Origin of the sequence: Rickettsia endosymbiont of Oedothorax gibbosus (assembly GCF_936269705.1) — a bacterium.
Taxonomy (GTDB): Bacteria; Pseudomonadota; Alphaproteobacteria; order Rickettsiales; family Rickettsiaceae; genus Tisiphia.
Window position 1 is genome coordinate 1,417,351 of the sequence record NZ_OW370493.1, and the last position, 18,711, is coordinate 1,436,061.

Sequence of the window (18,711 nt, forward strand, 5' to 3'; positions counted from 1 at the left end):
TTAAGAGCTTAAAAAAATGACTAAAAATGAAATATTATCCTATCCGGAAGTAAAAAATTTAGACAGCCAATGTAAAAAACTTGTGGTATTGTTACATGGGCTTGGTTCAGATGGAAATGATTTAATAGGATTGGCTCCCTTGATGTCTAGGGAATTCCCCGATTGTCACTTTATTGCCCCACATGGCGTTGAAAAATTTGATAGTGCACCTTACGGTCGACAATGGTTTAGTTTAAATAACCGTAACCCTGATTATGTTAGGGAATTAGTTGCTAAAAATACTGGCTTAGTTACTGACATAATCCAAAAGAAACAAGCAGAATTAAATTTAACTAATAAAGATACTATCATAATTGGCTTTTCGCAAGGTACCATGATGGGGTTATATTTGAATTTTATACAAAAAGAACCTTTTGATTCTATAGTAGGGTTTTCTGGCAGATTAATTGCCCCACAAGAATGTATCAATAAAACTACACCAGTTTGCGTGATACATGGCGAATTAGACGATGTGGTTGATGTAAGTAGTATGGATGAAACAGTAGAATATCTAGAGAAATATGATATTCCTTATAGTAAATACAAAATACCAAATCTTACACATTCTATTGATGATAGGGGGATACATTTTGCCATTAAGTTTATCAAAATAGGTTATTACATAAACTGAGATCATTTGAAACATGCAAGCTAAAATGTTCTGGACTTTGTGATTAAGAATTATAAAGCGGAAAATGTCGTTTCTGTGTAGGTATATAGTTAATTCAGGAGAATTTGGGGCTAGGAGCGATGAGTGACAACGTCTATAGTACCCTACAATTTTGAGAAGATGAAGAAGAATGGTTGATTTAGAGTGGTGTGAAGTAGTATAAGGTAGGTATTTTTATAACAAAATGCATAATATAATACTTCGAGAATTGATTTTATATATAGACGGAAATAAATCAAGATTAAAATGTTTGTTTGGTATGGTAATTAGTTTGCTGACGGGCAGCTCAATTTATCAAAAAGGTTTAGCACTTGGTATTTTAGGTGACGCTAAAGCGACGTCAAAAACTCATAGAATTTATCGTTTTTTAAAAGATTTTAATTTTGATTATATGAAGGTTGGCTATTTGCTATTAAGCTTTTTTGCTTCAAAAAATTATGTCGTAGCAATGGATAGGACAAGTTGGAAATTTGGTAAATCCGATATTAATATTTTATTTTTAGTAATGATAATTGGTAAAATATCGGTGCCAATATTCTGGAAGACTTTGTCGCACGGTGGCGGGTGTTCTGCAGAATTTATGAAGGAATTTTTACAGAAATTTATTAATAATTTTGGCGTTGAAAGAATAAAATATTTGCTTGCTGATAGAGATTTATGAATAAAGAATGGTTAGACTTTCTGATAAATAACCATCTAAAGTTTGTTATTCCATTAAAAATGGATCATAAAATTCGTCTTACAAAAGGTTTAAGAACTTTAACCATTGAAAGAATATTTAGTGATGTTAAAGCCTTAGAGTATAGGGCTTGTAGTGGTATATTATGGAATAGAAAGGTTAATTTTACCGCATATAGAAATGATAAGAGCGAGCTGATGGTTCTGGTGTCTTCAATTGAAATAGAGCAAGATATTTTTGCTTTATATAAATTTCGTTGGAGTGTTGAACGACTATTTTTGCACCTAAAAAGCGGTGGTTTTGATATTGAAAAAAGTCACATTGTAAAATTGGATAGATTTGAAAAATTATTAGTGATAACTGCTATTGCTTCAGCTTTAATAGTCAAAAATGGAATAATACAAAATGCCTTAAATCCCATCCGAATAAAACGGTACAAAACCATTGAAAGACAATTGTTTTCATTATTTACCTATGGCTTTGATCATATCAAAAATGCTTTTTATCAATCTACAACAGCCATAACGCAGCTAATATCCACATTATTAATACCTCCCAAACAAAAACTTTTTTCTATCCTAATACCATCTTTACAAAAATTGTAGGGTACTATGGACAACGTCCCCAACTTCTCATCAATTGACTATAGCGGTTATTTTTTACGACTTTTAAACTGCCCATTAAATAGTAGGTTAAATTAATGAATATCTTTACTAAAAAATTATCTGAAACAGATAATGCAATATATCAAATTATCGATGGTGAAAAAAAACGTCAGCATGATTTTATTGAATTGATTGCTTCTGAGAATTTTGTAAGCCCGGCAGTATTAGAAGCCCAAGGCTCGATTCTGACCAATAAATATGCTGAAGGATACCCGGGAAAACGTTATTATAACGGTTGTAGTGAAGTTGATAAAGCTGAGCTTTTGGCTATAGAGCGGGTAAAAACACTATTTAATTGTAAATATGCTAACGTTCAGCCTCATTCCGGCTCTCAGGCTAATCAGGCAGTATTTTTGACTCTATTAAAACCACATGATACTATACTTGGTATGTCGCTAGATACAGGGGGGCATTTGACACATGGTGCTCCGCCTAATTTGTCTGGCAAATGGTTTAACTCGGTGTTCTATTCTGTAAATAAGGAGAGTTATCTAATTGATTATGCCCAAATAGAGCAATTGGCAGTTCAGCATAAGCCAAAATTGATTATAGCTGGTTATTCTGCCTATTCGCGTCAATTAGATTTTGCTAAATTTAGGGAAATTGCTGATAAAGTAGGAGCGTATTTGCTAGCAGATATTGCCCATATTGCTGGACTGGTTGCGGTAGGTGAGCATCCAAGCCCCTTGCCTTATGCTCATATTGTGACTTCCACTACTCATAAAACCCTGCGTGGTCCGCGAGGTGGTCTTATTCTGTCAAATGACGAGGAATTGGGTAAGAAGATAAATCTCGCTTTATTTCCTGGGCTGCAAGGTGGACCATTAATGCATATTATTGCGGCAAAGGCAGTGGCATTCTTGGAAAATTTACAACCAGAATATCATCTTTATATAAAACAGGTTGTCAGTAACGCTAAAGCTCTTGCTAATAGTTTAATGGCAAGAGGCTATGATATTTTAACTAATGGTACTGATAATCATATAGTATTAGTGGACTTACGAAAATATGGTATAACTGGTAAGGTGGCAGCAGATTCGCTTGAAAGAGCTGGTATAACTTGCAATAAAAATGCGATACCGTTTGATGCCACTTCACCATTTATTACTTCTGGTATTAGGCTCGGCACTCCAGCATGCACCACTAGAGGATTTAAAGAAAAGGATTTTGTAGAAGTTGGTAATATGATTAGTGATGTATTGGATGGGTTGAAAATTATGCAAGATAATAGTGATTGTGAGACAAAAACTTTCCAACAAGTTAAAAAATTAGTAGACGCTTTCCCGATTTATGTTGAGGGGCTACTTTAATGCCGACTAAGCAATTATGTTTTGTATCACCCCAAAATGTCATACCTGCTTCGGTGCATAAGCGTCAGTTTAAGAAAATAAAGTAGAAAAATCGTCATTGCGAGGAGACCGTAAGGTCACGAAGCAATCCAGAAAAGTGATTAGAAATAGATTGCCACGCCACCTACAGTGGCTTGCAATGACAATTTTTATAAAAAGTGACAAGTTGTTATAGGGAATAACAACTTGTTATAGAGAATGACAATTTACAATCCGTTACAATAGTTTTAAAACAGGTAAAGTTTATGAAGCGGAAGATATTTAAGAGTAAATCTAACTCTAATATACAAGCTCTCAATAAGAACCAACATTACATTGAGTCGCAAGACCTTCCAAGTAAAAAAGTATCTTTTAAATATCCACTTGTAACTGAAATAATTAACTAACCTGAGTTTGACGTAAGCACCAAACAAAATGCTAAGCATTATGTAATAACATAAACAAACTGTTGGTGGTGAGCTATGGTAAAAATAAAACCTTCTTTCAAACCAGTTTGTTAGAAAGAATATTTGAAAAGTAAGAAGGGAGGGATTATAAAGTTCTCGAATAATAACAACAAAATTGGAGAATATATTATGATCCCTCTTACGGAGATTTTCTGCTTAATTGATGATTTTTGCAAGCATTTTGATACGGAGCAAAATAAATATATATTACCAAATCCTAACCGTAAGCGTAAAGTAGTTTGCAGTATAGGACTCTCAGAGATTATTACTATTATAGTAATGTTTCACTTGAGTCACTACCGTACCTTTAAAGATTTTTATTTATGCTGCCTATGTCAAAGTTATAGAAAGGAATTTCCAAAACTTGTGAGCTATAGTCGTTTTGTTCAGTTAATGCCAATGAGCTTCATGCCCATGGTGTTACTGCTAAAAAGCCTATCAGGAAAACAAACTGGTCAATATTATATCGACTCTACTAAACTTCCTGCTTGCCATAATTTAAGAATTAATAGACATAAAGTATTCAAAGACATAGCAAAAAGAGGTAAGACTTCCACTGGGTGGTTCTTTGGTTGTAAGCTACATATTGTCATTAACAGTTGCGGAGAGATTATGAGTTTTTCTTTAACTCCAGGAAATGTTGATGATAGAGCAGTGGTAGAAAATTTAGTAGATAAATTACAAGGCTGGCTTTTTGGTGATCGTGGGTATATCAGTAAAAAACTCACTCAATCCCTTGCTAATCAAGCTTTAGAACTAATAACAAAAATTAAAAGTAATATGAAAGAAAGAATAATAGATCCTATTAAAAAGCGGTTTTTAAATAAAAGGTATATTATTGAAACCATTAACGATCAACTAAAAAACCTTTGTCATATAGACCATACAAGGCACAGATCTGTTATGAATTTTCAAACTAACGTATTAGCTGGACTGCTTGCCTATGTTTTTAAGCCTAATAAAATTTCTGTAGCTTTTGGAAAATTAAACAATCTCAACCTTCCTCTTACATCAAACTGAGGTTAACTATGAAGAAAAAACAGATGAAGAAGATGATGAGGTAGTAGTACAAGCAAAACCAATCGGATGGCGTACAAAAGTTTGGGACTCCTTGAAAGATATTTTTACCCGAACTAATCATAATGATGGTTATTCTTCTGTTAATCATGGTTATTTTGCTAACCATGATGAAGTTAATTCTTACCCCAATACAGTTAATCTTGATGTCAGCGACACTGTTAATTTAACAGGAGCTGAAAGTACTATGATATAGCTAACCCATTAGTTTTCATAAGCGTTAGTTTAAGAAAACAATAATTGAGAAACCGTCATTGCAAGGAGACCGTAAGGTCACGAAGCAATCCAGAAAAGTGATTATAGTCAATTGATGGGAAGTTGGTGACGTCGTCACTCGTCGTTCGCCTATTACTTATAGGCGTCGCTCCATCGTTCCTAGCACCAAATTCCCCTGAATTGACTATAGAGATAGATTGCCACGCCACCTATGGTGGCTCGCAATGACATATAACGTCATTGCAAGGAGGCGTTAGCCGACGAAGCAATCCACTTCTAATTTTTTTGGATTCTTGCCATAATCTTTTCGGAAATATTTGATGGAGTAAGACCGAAATATGAGTATAAATCATTAGAGGGAGCGGAGAGTCCAAATTGTTCCATTCCGAAGAACATTCCCTTCTCTCCAATGATTCGATGCCAGCCAAAACTACTTGCAGCTTCTATAGCAACTTTTAATTTGGCATTGGACAGGATATTTTGGATATAGCTAGGTTGCTGTTTAAAAAATAATTCAAAACATAACATTGAAATCACATTGGTACTAAAGCCATTTTTGCTTAGTATATCTTTTACCTCTAATGCTATTGACAATTCAGAGCCGGTGGCGAAGATAGCAACATCTACTGTTTCTTGATTATTCCCTGACAGTATATACCCACCTTTAGAGCATAAATTTTGCGAAATATTTCGGCTAACTATTTGAGATACTGACTGTCTGGTTAAAGCAAGAACAGAAGGACCATCTTTATTAGCTAAAGCAATTCGCCAAGATTCAACTGTTTCAAGATAGTCTGCCGGGCGTAATACCATCATATTTGGTAAGCTTCGAAAGGATGCTAGATGCTCTATTGGTTGGTGAGTGGGACCATCTTCTCCTACGCCAATCGAATCATGGGTCATGATGTAGATCACTTGCTGCTGCATAATAGAAGAAAGCCGCATAGTTGGTTTCATATAATCAGAAAATACTAGGAAAGTAGCCCCTACGGGTAAGAAGCCTGATAATGCGAGTCCGTTCATGATAGCCCCCATAACATTTTCACGAACCCCATAATGGATGTAATTGCCAGTAAAATCATCTTTATTAATTATGTTACTAGCAGTATTTTTGATATTGTTGGATAATGATAAATCAGCTGAGCCAAAAATAATTTTATCTGATAGTTTGCTTAGATATTCTATAACTCTACCAGATGAACAACGGGTTGCTTCAGCTTTTTCTGGAATAGGAATATTATCAAGAAAAGAGCAATCTATATCAGCTTTATTGCAATAGGCTTTTTGCTCTTGAGTTATATCAGCAAACTTCTCTTGCCAATTAGTATAACTCGCTTGATTTCTTAACCAAGCTGTACCCCATATCTCTTGTAATTCCTTTGGTATAGTAAACGCCTGATCATTAAAACCTAAATTTTCTTTAAGAAGTTTAACCTCATCTTTGCCTAGCGGGCAGCCATGGGCGGCATTTGAATTCACCTTGTTAATAGAGCCTTTGCCAATTAAAGTACGGCAGGCAATCAAGTATGGTTTATCAGAATTTTGTGCCTTAATTAGGCTAGCATTAATTTGCTCAAAATCATGCCCATCAATAGATTCGGTATTCCAGCCCATGGCGGCAAATTTCAGCAGATGGTTTTCAGATACAGTAAGGTTGGTAGAGCCATCGATGGAAATTTTATTATCATCAAATAAAACTATTAAGTTATTTAGGCATAAATGCCCAGCTAAAGAAGCAGCTTCATAGCTGATACCTTCCATTAGGCATCCATCTCCAATTATACAATAAATTTTGTGTGCACTAAGCTCTTTGCCCAATTTTTGTTGATATTTTTTTTGGGCAATCGCCATCCCAACTGAAGTACCAAACCCCTGACCTAAAGGTCCTGTAGTAGCCTCAATAGCTTCATACGCCCCATATTCTGGATGTCCAGGAGTTTTGGAATGTAATTTCCGAAATTGTTTCAAATCTTCTAGGTGAAAATTTTTATAATTTGTTAAATAATAAAAACTATAAAGCAACATAGAACCGTGTCCAGCTGATAGCACTAGGCGATCACGGTCAAACCAAGTTGGATCATTAGGATTAAATTTTAGAAAATTAAATACTAGCATGGTCATGACATCTGCCATACCAAGAACCATACCTGGATGCCCTGATTGAGCATATTCTATACTATCACTTGCTAAAACTCTAATACAGTTACTTAATTTAGAATATTTTTCTGAATATTTTGGTATTTTATTAAACTTCATTATAATAAATATTAATTTTGTGTTAAAAGATATTGATATAGATAACCAGATTAACATATACGCGTCATTGCGAGGAGGCGTAAGCCGACGAAGCAATCCAAGAAAATAGTTAGAAATGGACTGCTTCGACCATTACATGGTCTCGCAATGACGTTAGGGGTTAATTATAAAAATTTTTTATGAATCTACATCAAAATAGATATTATGACAACAAAACTATTACCCTTTTTTTCATGGTTTAGCACGTTATTGCATCAATTGTGGTTATCAATTAGTTCAGTAAATTTCTACCAAGATGTTTATAAATCATATAAAGGATACGGGATTAAGTATATATTTGCTGTGTCTTTTATATCATCATTGATCTATTGTATTGTTATATTTAATTACTTGTTAGTCCTCACCGATTACTTTACTGAGAATCGTTTAACAAAAGGCACAATAACTATCGAATATATATTTAAACAATTACCGGAAATCTATTATGATGGTAGTAAAATTTCAGTTGATCAGGATGAACCTATATATTTACTCGATGAGAATGGCAATAAGCTTGCGGCTATAGACTCAAAAAATCAATTATCTTATGGTGAAAAACTTAAAGTTCCCGTCCTATTTAGTAGTAACAATATAACCCTTACTACAGTAGAAATAACCGATAAAAAAAAGAGTGTGTTTAATATTGGATATGCTAAATTATTTACTCCTGATCAAAAAATCCTCACTGAAGAAGTCATTAAAAAGCACTTTGCCAAAACCCTAACACAAGCACCGAAGATATTTATTTACATTTTAATGCCTATAATAATAGCCTTTCGTTTTATAACAATTTTATTTGAAAAAAGCTTTATTATCATCTTAGTATATTTGTTAACTAACTATTTTGGTCCTAAATCCTCTTGGCAAACCTGTATTAGAATAACCTTATTTTCAAGTGGCATAGCAATTTTATTACAACCTATGATGGTTATATTTTTGCCAGAATTTAGTAGTATTATATTTTGTATACAGATGTTTACTAGTTTGTTACTGCTTTTAGCAATGTTGAGGATACGAAATAAATAGGAATAAGCCCCCTGCTTACGCAGGGGTGACATCTAACTTTTTCGTCATATATGGACGAGTGAATTTGTCAACAAAGAAAATAAAAAAATAGAGCCACAAAGGAAGCGGTCATATATTCGGCATCGAGTGCCATAATGGTTTCTGCATTCTTATAAATATCCTTGAGTGACCTCTCATTCCCACGGCTTCTAGAGCCTCGACATAATTACGGATTTTATTCAGAATACTTATTCATTAACTCTTTAACTTTCGTTCTCTTTATTGTTACTATTCTTTACTCGCAATATTTATCAATTACCAATTTTTATTTAGTTGACATAGTTTCTTCTTTTTTCTCAACTAAACTAATTTGCAACATATTCGCTACCATTGGTGACTACTGCATAAGCAATCCTTGCTAACTTATTTGCTAAACCAACACATATAATATTATATGATTTATTTTCAGCAAATTTCTTCACTGCCCACTGCACTAGTTTATCTTTCGATTCCTTACCACTTTTTGCTCTTATTGCTATTGTCCTTGCGGCTTGAATCAACATACGTCAATTCGGGATAAGGATATTGTGAACATGTAGATTAAAATCAAATTTTGTTGAAGGTTTATTTTTCTTTAATGAGTAAGCAACAAGAGTAGATAATATATGGACAAAGGCATTTATTGGTGATCTATGTCTAGTATGTTCAAGGTTCATTTTATTTTTTAGATAATCAAAAACTGTTTCAATTAAGTTACGCTTTCGAAGTAAGATTTTTTCTTTCAAATCCATTAATTTATTTTCCATATTCTTCTTAATTCCATGAATCATTTTTAAGCCTCTTTCATATAAATTTAAGAACAAATTTTGCTTAATATAACCTTTATCAGCTCCTATAATTCCAGTTAATCTTTTTGTTAACTCCGGTACTGGAACCCTATCATCTACATTGCCTTTGGTCACTTTTAATGCCATAAACTCCCCTTTATTATTGATTATTACATGTAATTTAAAACCATAAAAATACCCCATAGAGGATTTACTATGTTTGGCTAATCCTTTAAAAACTTTATTGCTATAACGCCTTTTATTGTGACAAGCTTTAATCGTTGTAGAGTCAATAAAATAAATACCTGTTTCCTCACCAAACAACAAATGAATCAACATATTTAGCGGTATGAATAATCGTGCCATTAATTCAACAAATCTATTATAACTCAAGGCTTTGGGAAAATCATCCTTATGCATGCACTCTATATAACTTTTATAGAAAAATTTAAAATTCTTAGCATAGGATGTATGAAACATAATTATTATTGTTAACATTTCACTTAGACTCATGCTACAACAGCGATTTCTTTGCTTATTTGATGGTAATAACTTTCTCTGTTCATACTCCAAATAAATTTTACAAAAATCATCTATAAAACTATATAATTCTGTGATATCTTTTTTCATGCCTGTAGTTTGTTTTTTTGTTTAAAAATATAAATACTGCAGGCACTCCTTTTTGACAATCCTTTTATCTATTACTATTTCATCTATATCTTATCCCGAACTGACGTATATTGTCATTAACAGTTGCGGAGAGATTATGAGTTTTTCTTTAACTCCAGGAAATGTTGATGATAGAGCAGTGGTAGAAAATTTAGTAGATAAATTATAAGGCTGGCTTTTTGGTGATCGTGGGTATATCAGTAAAAAACTCACTCAATCCCTTGCTAATCAAGGTTTAGAACTAATAACAAAAATTAAAAGTAATATGAAAGAAAGAATAATAGATCCTATTAAAAAGCGGTTTTTAAATAAAAGGTATATTATTGAAACCATTAACGATCAACTAAAAAACCTTTGTCATATAGACCATACAAGGCATAGATCTGTTATGAATTTTCAAACTAACGTATTAGCTGGACTGCTTACCTATGTTTTTAAGCCTAATAAAATTTCTGTAGCTTTTGGAAAATTAAACAATCTCAACCTTCCTCTTACATCAAACTGAGGTTAACTAACTTAAGTTCTGATGAATATAAGGGAGCAGAAATAGTGAGGTTATATAGCAAACGTATGCAAATAGAGGAGACGTTTCGAGTGATAAAAAGTCATCAATTTGGTCTTGCTGGAAGATATATTCGAACTTTAGATGTGAATAGATGGGGAGTTTTAATGTTACTATCTGCCATTGTTATTATAACATATTGGGTTATAGGTGTGGTAGGCTATAGCCAAGGTATGCAAAGAATTTTCTAACCTAACACAGTAAAAGATAAAAAGATTTATTCGTATTTTACCCTTGGGAAATTTATTATTGAATTTAATTATTTGCATGCCATAAAACCATTGGTAGAACCCCTGGCATCTATTATAAAGACGGAGCTTTGTCGTGCTTAATTTCGTGGGGATACATCAGATTGCGAAGAGCTATTTTACTAGCGACGCGGCAATCACACTACTTAAATTGTGTTTTTCGTGGATTGCTTCGGAGGCGAAAGCCTCCTCGCAATGACGTTTTTACCCTGTCATTCCTGCGTAGGCGGGAATCTAGACCCCGCACCGAAGCAGGGGTGACACAAAAATGGATTGTCGCGTCGCCGCTTTTAGCGGCTCCTTGCAATGACGGCTTGGGGACATAAGGTTGCAACTGTTGAAAGTTAAAAAATGGCTAAAGTCGTAGTGTTACATTGTATTTATGTTCATACAATCTTTAGTTGTAATTTTAATCGTTTTTTAACTTTCAGCAGTTATGGTCTTAGGTTGACAAAGCAATTCAGAACAATGATTAGAAATGGATTGCCACGCCACCTACGGTGGTTCGCCCGACTTCCGCAAAAAAATGTTGAAAGATGGGAAGAGAAGATATGGAGGAGCCATAGAGCTGGGAAATGATTTTTTCAGACGGTTTGTTGTGCCTAGTAAATAATTTGTTGTTGACTTTGGTTTTTCTTATGCTATAAATATATTATTACATATTAATTCTACAATTACCCAAATGTACATACGTCGTAAAAAAACACCCAACAGTTCAAGGCAATCAATACAAGTGGTTGAAGGATACCGAGATAGCAAAGGTAATGTTAAACAGCGTATTGTTCGGCATTTAGGGGTATTCTTCGATGATGCAGAAGAAGCCAAATTAGTTGCATTAGCAGAGGATTTAATTGTAAAGATTAAAGCTGAACGGGTAACAGCTTCCGGTCAGGGCAGCTTCTTTGCTGATGATGACTCAGCTAGCAAAAAAGGTCGCCCAGTCAAAAAGCAACTATCGGATATTATCCCTGTTAACCAAGTTAAATTAGACGAAATAGTTGAGACTGCTCGGCTTGTAGAAGGGGTGCATGAGGTAGGCGGATATGTTTACGATCAAATGGATTTCAACCAACTATAGTCAATTCAGGGGAATTTGGTGCTAGGAACGATGGAGCGACGCCTATAAGTAATAGGCGAGCGACAACGTAACCAACTTCTCATCAATTGACTATAATGCAACGTAAACGTGATTCTGAGATACTTCGCGATTTGGTATTAGCCCGTATGGTAAAGCTCGATAGCAAGCGTGGTCTAGCACAATATTTAAGCGAACAATTTGACAAAAACCATGACTTAGACGCCATATATCGCATGATGGATAAGTTGCAGGAGCAGATACCTAAAATTAAAGAATTATGCTTTAAAAATACCTTGCCTTTAATCCCCAACAAGCAAGTAAGTTTAGGAGGCTGCCTGCAATAACTAAAGTAATTCTATATTTGGCTCTTTTTGTCTGCGGATAAACATGATTTTTTTGAAATAGGTACACTATTCCTGCAAAAATCATATCTATTCTCGCCGAAAAATATCTCAAAATATAATTAATTAGTTATCGTAGGCAGCCTCCTAGTATTTTTTGATGTTACAACATTATATTTTGAATCAACAGAAGTCGATGAACTTCGGGCTTTTGGTTATAGTAAAGACCATCGCTTTAATACCACTCAATTAGTGCTGGCTCTTGCGACTAATGAAGATGGATTACCGCTTGGCTATGAGCTATTTAGCGGTAATACCGCTGAAGTTAAAACCCTATTGCAAGCTATTAATAGTTGGCAAAGTTTTTTAAAAGTTAAGGATGTATGCTTTATAGCTGACCAAGCAATGTTTAGTAAAGCTAATTTACAAGATCTTGATGAGTCTGGTTATCGTTATAGTCAATTGATGAGAAGTTGGTGACGTCGTCACTCGTCGCTCGCCTATTACTTATAGGCGTCGCTCCATCGTTCCTAGCCCCAAATTTTCCTGAATTAACTATATATTGTAGCAGCAAAGTTAAAGTCACTGAAGAACGAGTTAAAGGAAAAGATTTTAGCGGAAGATAATTATGTACCTACTTTATTAGGCAATGATTTTGCATGGATTGCTGAATTTGAGCATGAGGGCAAACGTTTGATCACTAGCTATAAAGCCAAAAGAGCGAGGAATGATGTAAAAGAAAGGCAAAATATTTTGGATAAAATCAAAAAAACTATAGGAGAATCTGGAAGTACTAAAAAGCTTATTTCTAATAGTGGAGTTAAAAAATATACTTCAAGTGAGAATAATAAAAGTTATCTTGATGAAGATAAAATTCAACAAGATAGTGAATGGGATGGTTTACATGGAATAATCACCAACGATAAAAGCATTAATGCCCAAGAAACGATTGGCAAATATGCCAGATTATGGGTAATTGAAGAACAATTTAGAATCAATAAGCATAATTTGCAAATGCGACCAATTTTTCATTGGACAAGTAAGAGAATTGAAGCACATATTGGTATGTGCTATATTAGTTTTGCTGTGCTTAAACAAATAGAATATAAAGTAGCACTTACCCAAAAAATCAGTGTAACTAATATAGTTGAGTTATTAATGGGAGTACAATCTTCAATTTTAAGGCATACAACAACAGGAGATTTGTATAGGCTACCAAGCAACATGAAAAATGAGGCGAGGAAGATTTATAAAACCTTCAATCTTAAACGCTCAGATGCTGTAGAAATATATCTAAAATAAGCAAATAATGTTGTGCCTAAAAATCTACAACCCTTACAAACTAATGCTTGTAGGACTTCCTCTTAATAAAAACTGCGGAAGTCGGCAAGAGATGGCAAGAAATCTCTCATCTCTTGCCTAAATTGAGTGAAATAACAATAGGCTATGACCATATAATACCAATTGCAATAATTAACGCAGTGGTGTAAAATGGGTTTTTAACTGATAAAGGTACTCAAATGGCTAGGTTAATATTACCACAAGGTTTTCATGGTCATGATTTTATAAAAATGATGAAACATGAGCCGCATGGTCGAAATCGTATACGTTTATTGGCGATGTATCACCTTCAATTAGGCAAATCTTTAAAAGCCATATCTGAAATAGTGAAGTCACACTGGAAAACTGTGCAATCATGGCTCAGAAGATTTAGGAATCATGGTTTTGAAGGATTATTTGAATCACAAAGAAGCGGCGCCCCTAGGAAGATTAACACTATACAAGAGTCTGCTCTTTTTGATAAAATCAATACGCTCAGTGAAAGTAAAACTGGTGGGTATATAACTGGAAAGGAGCTACATATCATGTTACTTGAGGAATATGGTGCTAAATGCGCTTTAAAAACAGTCTACAATACTATGCACCGCCTTGGTTTTAGCTGGATTACTTCTCGTTCAATGCATCCAAAGTCAAATCAAGAGACTCAAAATACATATAAAAAAACTTCCCAGACATGTTAACAAAATTATTACCAAAAAATATCGATAGATGTAAAGTTGATATATGGTCTCAGGATGAAACTCGAGTTGGGCAACAAGGTAGCTTAACTCGTATATGGGCTAAGCGTGGCACTAGACCCCGTAAAGTTCGGCAACAGCAATTCATTTCAACATATATTTATGGAGCTGCTTGCCATGATACAGGAGAAGCTTTTGCATTAATTTTACCATATGCAAACACACAGGCAATGAATAAATTCTTAGAAGAGCTTTCTCGCAGTATTCAAGGCAACCGACATATAGCTTTACTAACGGATAATGCAGGTTGGCACACAGCCAAAAAACTAACTGTGCCAAGCAATATCACTTTGATACCGCTTCCGCCCTATGCACCGGAACTTAATGCAATGGAACAAGTTTGGGAATGGATCAAAAATCATTTCTTGTCTAACCAATGTTATGGTGTATATGAAGATATCGTCACTATGGCTTGTTACGCTTGGAATCAATTTGCTCATAATGTAGATTTAGTAAAATCAATTATGTATAGAGACTGGATAAACACACCGTGTTAATTATTGCAATTGGTATAAGAAATCTATTACAGTATACTTTGATCTTTATTGAGCAAAATGATAAAATAGAGTTAGAAAAAATATTAAAAAATAGTTTAACTAAAGAAAAAGGAGAAGAACTTATGCCTAGTATAGCTCAAGTATTGAAAGAAGAAGGGGTTCAAATCGGACTACAAGATGGTATTAAAATCGGAGAAGCTAGAGGCGAAGCTAAATTAATAAAAATGATGATAAATAATGGTAGCTCTATTGAAGAAGTAGCGAGAATTACTGGACTATCTATTACTAAAACCAATGAACTATTGAAAATGCAGTAAATAATGGATTATTAAACTAAAAATTATGTCATTATTTCTTTCACAAAAAAATAAGACTATAGGGATAGTTGGTCTAGGTAAGACTGGTATGGCTGCTTATCAATCGCTAAATAAAGTAGCTAGGATAATTTGTTACGATCAACTAAGTAGTAGTAGGGATGCTTTCAGTAAAATCTATGGAAACGATAATTTGGTTAGCTTGTCTGATCAGCGGTGGCAGGATATTGATAAGATATTGTTGAGTCCAGGTGTTCCCTTATCGCATGACATTGTTACCATGGCGAATGTCCGTAATATATCAATAACCTCAGATATAGATTTATTATTTGAGGAAGTTAAGTTTAGAGGGGGGAAAAAAGCTAATTTTATCGGTATAACTGGTACTAATGGTAAGAGTACTACCACTGCTCTAACTGGTCATATTTTACAATTTTGTGGTTTTGATTATCCAGTTGGCGGAAATATTGGTTTTCCTGTCTTAAGTATGGGATTAGATTGTCAAGGGTATGTATTAGAGCTATCTTCCTTTCAGTTAGATTTATTAAGCAGTTTTAAAGCTAAAATTGCTGTGCTACTTAATATTACCGAAGATCATTTAGATCGGCATAATAATATGCAAGGCTATATTGTCGCTAAAAAGAAAATCTTTGATCGAATGGATAAAGATTCATTTGCCATAATTAGTGTTGATAATGAAATTACCAACAATATTTTCTTAGAGTTACAAAAGGAGAATACCACAAATTTAATACCAATCTCTGTTGGTAAAATCCTTGATAAAGGAGTATCAATTTGTAATAATGTTGTTTATGATAATATTTTTGAACTGATTACTATTAATTTGCCAAATAATAGCTATCTACAAGGCATACATAATCAAGAAAATATTGCTGCCAGTTATGCGGCTTGTCGGATTATAGGGGTAAGACCAGAGCAAATAATTGCTGCTATCGAGTTATTTAAGGGGTTACCACACAGAATGCAATATGTTGGCACAATATACTCAGATCATTCGAGTATGATAAAATTTTATAACGATAGCAAAGCTACCAATAGCATTGCTGCTTCTAAATCTCTTGCTGCACTTGATAATATATATTGGCTAGCTGGAGGAGTGGCAAAAGAAGGAGGAATAACAAATTTAGCTCCATGGTTTGATAAAATTCATAAGGCTTATCTTTTTGGTCAAGATAAAGAACTTTTTGCATTGTCACTTAAGGGTAGAGTAAATTTTCAAATTTGTCAAGATTTGCAGGAGGCTTTTAATGTTGCAGTTAGAGATGCAATGCAGGATATAGGGAGCATAAAAAATATTTTGTTAGCTCCAGCTTGTGCCTCTTACGATCAATTTAAAAATTTTGAAGAACGTGGAAATCTATTTATAGAATTATATAATATTATTGCTAACCATGATTAAAGATAATCATAATAATGAGTTATCTAACAATTACCTAAAATGGTGGTGGCGTAGTATCGACCAGCAAATGATTATTGCTTTAGTAATCCTGTTTGTTTTTAGTATGATGTTGGTTACTACAGCCGGACCAGTAATAGCAAATAGAATAGGACTCAATGAGCATTATTTTGCCTCTAGACAATTATTTTATCTTGCTAGTGCATCGCTATTGATTATTCTTTTTTCCTTTTTTTCCAAAAAATGGTTAAAGAGATTGTCAATTTTAGGATTTATTGTCAGCATATTGTTATTAATTTTAGTTAAATTCTATGGTTATGAAGTTAAGGGGGCTATTCGCTGGATTAATATTTTAGGTGTTTCGATGCAACCTTCAGAATTTATAAAACCATTTTTTGCGGTAGTTGCAGGTTGGATATTATCATTGAAATTTGAGGTAGAATTTCCAAGTTTTTCTATCTGTATAGTTCTGTATGGTATCATTGCTTTATTATTAATTATCCAGCCAGATTTTGGTATGTTAGTGATGGTTACTGCAGTTTTTGGTATTCAGCTTTTTGTTGCTGGTATGCCAATATTTTGGATTATGCTTGCTGCTTTTATGTTGTTATTTGGTGTTACAGCAGCTTATTTTTGGCTACCTCATGTAGCGAAAAGGATTAATAGTTTTTTTGATCCAGAGAGTATTAGTAATTATCAAGTTAGTAAGTCAATCAGAGCCTTTGAGCATGGTGGTTTATATGGCTGTGGTCCTGGTGAAGGAGCGGTAAAACAAGTATTGCCGGATTCTCATGCTGATTTTATTTTTGCTGTTGCTGGTGAGGAATTTGGAGCGATTATCTGCTTGATAATTATAGGAATATTTGCTTTTATAGTGATTCGTAGTTTACTGAAACTCATTAACGAAGAAGATAAATTTGCTCAATTGGCAGCAAGTGGTATTGTTGCACAGATAGGTTTACAAGCCTTAATTAATATAGGTGTTACCTTGAATTTATTACCAACCAAAGGGATGACATTACCATTTATTAGCTATGGTGGTTCTTCAACTTTTGCCATAGCTATTGCTACAGGGATGGTGCTTGGTTTTACCAAACATAAAACTTCCCTTACTAACTATAAAATTCAAGATATTGACATATGAAGAGTATAATTGTTGTTGGGGGGGGGACGGCAGGTCATCTATTTCCCGCTATTGCTTTGGCTGAAGAATTGGTGAAACGTGGGTATAAATTACATCTTATTACTGACGTTAGATGTCAAAAATATTTAGCTGAATATTTACCGCTCATTCCACATATAATAAATTTTAGATTGCCACCGAAAGGGTTGTTTAATAAGTTTAAATTATTGATTTGTTTATTATTTGTGACTTTTAAGATGTTATTGCTATTAGTGCAGGTCAAACCTTATGTTATAATTGGGTTTGGTGGCTATCCAACAGCCCCTCCTTTGATAGCAGCTGTATTGTTACGTATTCCTATCGTAATTTATGAACAAAACTGCTTTATTGGTAAGGTCAATAGATTATTCTTAAAATGGGCCAGAAGAGTTGCTCTTACCTATGAGGAAACTAAAAATTATAATATTGTTGACTATAATAAGAAATTAGTTATAGGAAATATAGTACGGGATAATGTTAAAAAGCTGAAAGTTAAGGATAATTTTAGCAATGATATTTTTCGAATATTGATTTTTGGTGGAAGTCAGGGAGCAAAGGTTTTTTCTACTTTAATACCGGAAGCGATTAAGATATTAGTGCGATCAAATCCTGATATTAAACTACATATTACCCAACAAGCTCCTCCAGAAGATTTAGACAATATTGCTAAAATTTATAGTGAGTTAAACATCCCACATAAAGTAGCCGATTTTTTTTATGATATGGATCAGCAATATGCCAATCAAGAACTAGTAATATCAAGGGCTGGGGCATCAACTATTTCTGAGCTTAGCTATATTGGCTTGCCGGCAATTTTTATTCCGCTACCTACGGCAGCTGAAAATCATCAATTCTATAATGCCAAGGCTCTGGCAGATAGTGGAGCCGGGTGGTGTTTTGAACAAAATAACATCACCGCAGAAAAATTAGCTAATAAACTCTTAGTGCTAGTAAAAAATCGTGATATATTAGAGTGTACGTCTCGTGAATTATTAAAGCGAAAAAATGACGGTAGTATGGTTTTAGCTGATACAGTAGAACAAATAGTAAACTGATTCTTGCAACTTTGGTGATTTT

The 18,711-nt window shown here is 33.9% G+C and carries 17 protein-coding genes and 5 pseudogenes; 18 read left to right on the plus strand and 4 right to left on the minus strand.

The window, feature by feature from the left end:
• Positions 1 to 16: 16 nt before the first annotated feature.
• The 5 genes from NBW66_RS07725 (at position 17) to NBW66_RS07745 (ending at position 4,868) form a co-directional block, all read left to right on the plus strand.
• A complete protein-coding gene (locus NBW66_RS07725) occupies positions 17 to 670 on the plus strand; it encodes an alpha/beta hydrolase (RefSeq protein WP_250310597.1) in 654 nt (217 codons plus the stop codon).
• 223 nt (positions 671 to 893) lie between these two features.
• Positions 894 to 1,370 (plus strand): hypothetical protein, encoded by a 477-nt coding sequence (locus tag NBW66_RS07730; protein WP_250310598.1) that lies wholly within the window; start codon positions 894 to 896, stop codon positions 1,368 to 1,370.
• Positions 1,367 to 1,993: a transposase gene (locus tag NBW66_RS07735; RefSeq protein WP_250310599.1), complete on the plus strand. Its 627-nt coding sequence runs from the start codon at positions 1,367 to 1,369 to the stop codon at positions 1,991 to 1,993. The genes NBW66_RS07730 and NBW66_RS07735 overlap by 4 nt, the downstream gene beginning before the upstream one ends.
• A gap of 95 nt (positions 1,994 to 2,088) precedes the next feature.
• Positions 2,089 to 3,363: a serine hydroxymethyltransferase gene (gene glyA / locus NBW66_RS07740; RefSeq protein ID WP_250310600.1), complete on the plus strand. Its 1,275-nt coding sequence runs from the start codon at positions 2,089 to 2,091 to the stop codon at positions 3,361 to 3,363.
• Positions 3,364 to 3,977: 614 nt separating this feature from the next.
• The gene (locus NBW66_RS07745) at positions 3,978 to 4,868 is read left to right on the plus strand and encodes an IS982 family transposase (RefSeq protein WP_250310601.1); all 891 of its coding nucleotides are present in this window, start codon (positions 3,978 to 3,980) and stop codon (positions 4,866 to 4,868) included.
• 549 nt (positions 4,869 to 5,417) lie between these two features.
• Here the strand turns inward: NBW66_RS07745 and tkt are convergent.
• Positions 5,418 to 7,454 (minus strand): transketolase, encoded by a 2,037-nt coding sequence (gene tkt / locus NBW66_RS07750; RefSeq protein ID WP_250310602.1) that lies wholly within the window; start codon positions 7,452 to 7,454, stop codon positions 5,418 to 5,420.
• 147 nt (positions 7,455 to 7,601) lie between these two features.
• Here tkt and NBW66_RS07755 point away from each other — a divergent pair, with 147 nt between their 5' ends.
• Positions 7,602 to 8,462, plus strand: coding sequence for a DUF1189 family protein (locus NBW66_RS07755; RefSeq protein WP_250310603.1), 861 nt, complete (start codon positions 7,602 to 7,604; stop codon positions 8,460 to 8,462).
• Positions 8,463 to 8,806: 344 nt separating this feature from the next.
• Here the strand turns inward: NBW66_RS07755 and NBW66_RS07760 are convergent, their stop codons facing one another.
• The gene (locus tag NBW66_RS07760) at positions 8,807 to 9,004 is read right to left on the minus strand and encodes a hypothetical protein (RefSeq protein WP_250310604.1); all 198 of its coding nucleotides are present in this window, start codon (positions 9,002 to 9,004) and stop codon (positions 8,807 to 8,809) included.
• Between the two features lie 3 nt (positions 9,005 to 9,007).
• Complete coding sequence (locus NBW66_RS07765; RefSeq protein WP_250310605.1) at positions 9,008 to 9,898, minus strand: IS982 family transposase; 891 nt, start codon at positions 9,896 to 9,898, stop codon at positions 9,008 to 9,010.
• A gap of 106 nt (positions 9,899 to 10,004) precedes the next feature.
• Here NBW66_RS07765 and NBW66_RS07775 point away from each other — a divergent pair.
• The 5 genes and pseudogenes from NBW66_RS07775 to NBW66_RS15010 all read left to right on the plus strand — a co-directional run.
• Positions 10,005 to 10,442, plus strand: a pseudogene (locus tag NBW66_RS07775) (IS982 family transposase); the annotation flags it as partial.
• Positions 10,443 to 10,486: 44 nt separating this feature from the next.
• Entirely contained in the window at positions 10,487 to 10,690 is a 204-nt protein-coding gene (locus NBW66_RS07780) for a transposase (RefSeq protein WP_250310607.1), read from the plus strand.
• A 739-nt stretch (positions 10,691 to 11,429) separates the two neighbouring features.
• Positions 11,430 to 11,822 (plus strand): annotated as a pseudogene (locus NBW66_RS07785) (IS1634 family transposase); the annotation flags it as partial.
• A 101-nt stretch (positions 11,823 to 11,923) separates the two neighbouring features.
• Positions 11,924 to 12,148 (plus strand): annotated as a pseudogene (locus NBW66_RS07790) (IS1634 family transposase); the annotation flags it as partial.
• A gap of 165 nt (positions 12,149 to 12,313) precedes the next feature.
• Positions 12,314 to 12,622, plus strand: a pseudogene (locus NBW66_RS15010) (IS1634 family transposase); the annotation flags it as partial.
• Here NBW66_RS15010 and NBW66_RS07795 read toward each other — a convergent pair.
• On the minus strand, positions 12,585 to 12,740 hold the full coding sequence (locus tag NBW66_RS07795; RefSeq protein WP_250310610.1) for a palindromic element RPE2 domain-containing protein: 156 nt from the start codon (positions 12,738 to 12,740) through the stop codon (positions 12,585 to 12,587). The pseudogene NBW66_RS15010 and the gene NBW66_RS07795 sit on opposite strands and share 38 nt — an antisense overlap.
• Here NBW66_RS07795 and NBW66_RS07800 point away from each other — a divergent pair.
• The 7 genes and pseudogenes from NBW66_RS07800 to murG form a co-directional block, all read left to right on the plus strand.
• Positions 12,728 to 13,468: pseudogene (locus NBW66_RS07800) on the plus strand (IS1634 family transposase); the annotation flags it as partial. The gene NBW66_RS07795 and the pseudogene NBW66_RS07800 sit on opposite strands and share 13 nt — an antisense overlap.
• 218 nt (positions 13,469 to 13,686) lie before the next feature.
• Positions 13,687 to 14,187, plus strand: coding sequence for a helix-turn-helix domain-containing protein (locus NBW66_RS07805; RefSeq protein WP_250310542.1), 501 nt, complete (start codon positions 13,687 to 13,689; stop codon positions 14,185 to 14,187).
• The gene (locus NBW66_RS07810; protein ID WP_250310543.1) at positions 14,181 to 14,741 is read left to right on the plus strand and encodes an IS630 family transposase; all 561 of its coding nucleotides are present in this window, start codon (positions 14,181 to 14,183) and stop codon (positions 14,739 to 14,741) included. Before NBW66_RS07805 ends, NBW66_RS07810 begins: the two co-directional genes overlap by 7 nt.
• A complete protein-coding gene (locus NBW66_RS07815) occupies positions 14,735 to 15,058 on the plus strand; it encodes an RpnC/YadD family protein (RefSeq protein ID WP_250310612.1) in 324 nt (107 codons plus the stop codon). Before NBW66_RS07810 ends, NBW66_RS07815 begins: the two co-directional genes overlap by 7 nt.
• 25 nt (positions 15,059 to 15,083) lie before the next feature.
• Positions 15,084 to 16,475, plus strand: coding sequence for a UDP-N-acetylmuramoyl-L-alanine--D-glutamate ligase (gene murD, locus NBW66_RS07820; RefSeq protein WP_250310613.1), 1,392 nt, complete (start codon positions 15,084 to 15,086; stop codon positions 16,473 to 16,475).
• Positions 16,468 to 17,616: a putative lipid II flippase FtsW gene (gene ftsW / locus NBW66_RS07825; RefSeq protein ID WP_250310614.1), complete on the plus strand. Its 1,149-nt coding sequence runs from the start codon at positions 16,468 to 16,470 to the stop codon at positions 17,614 to 17,616. The genes murD and ftsW overlap by 8 nt, the downstream gene beginning before the upstream one ends.
• On the plus strand, positions 17,613 to 18,689 hold the full coding sequence (murG, locus tag NBW66_RS07830; protein WP_250310615.1) for an undecaprenyldiphospho-muramoylpentapeptide beta-N-acetylglucosaminyltransferase: 1,077 nt from the start codon (positions 17,613 to 17,615) through the stop codon (positions 18,687 to 18,689). Before ftsW ends, murG begins: the two co-directional genes overlap by 4 nt.
• Positions 18,690 to 18,711: the final 22 nt, after the last annotated feature.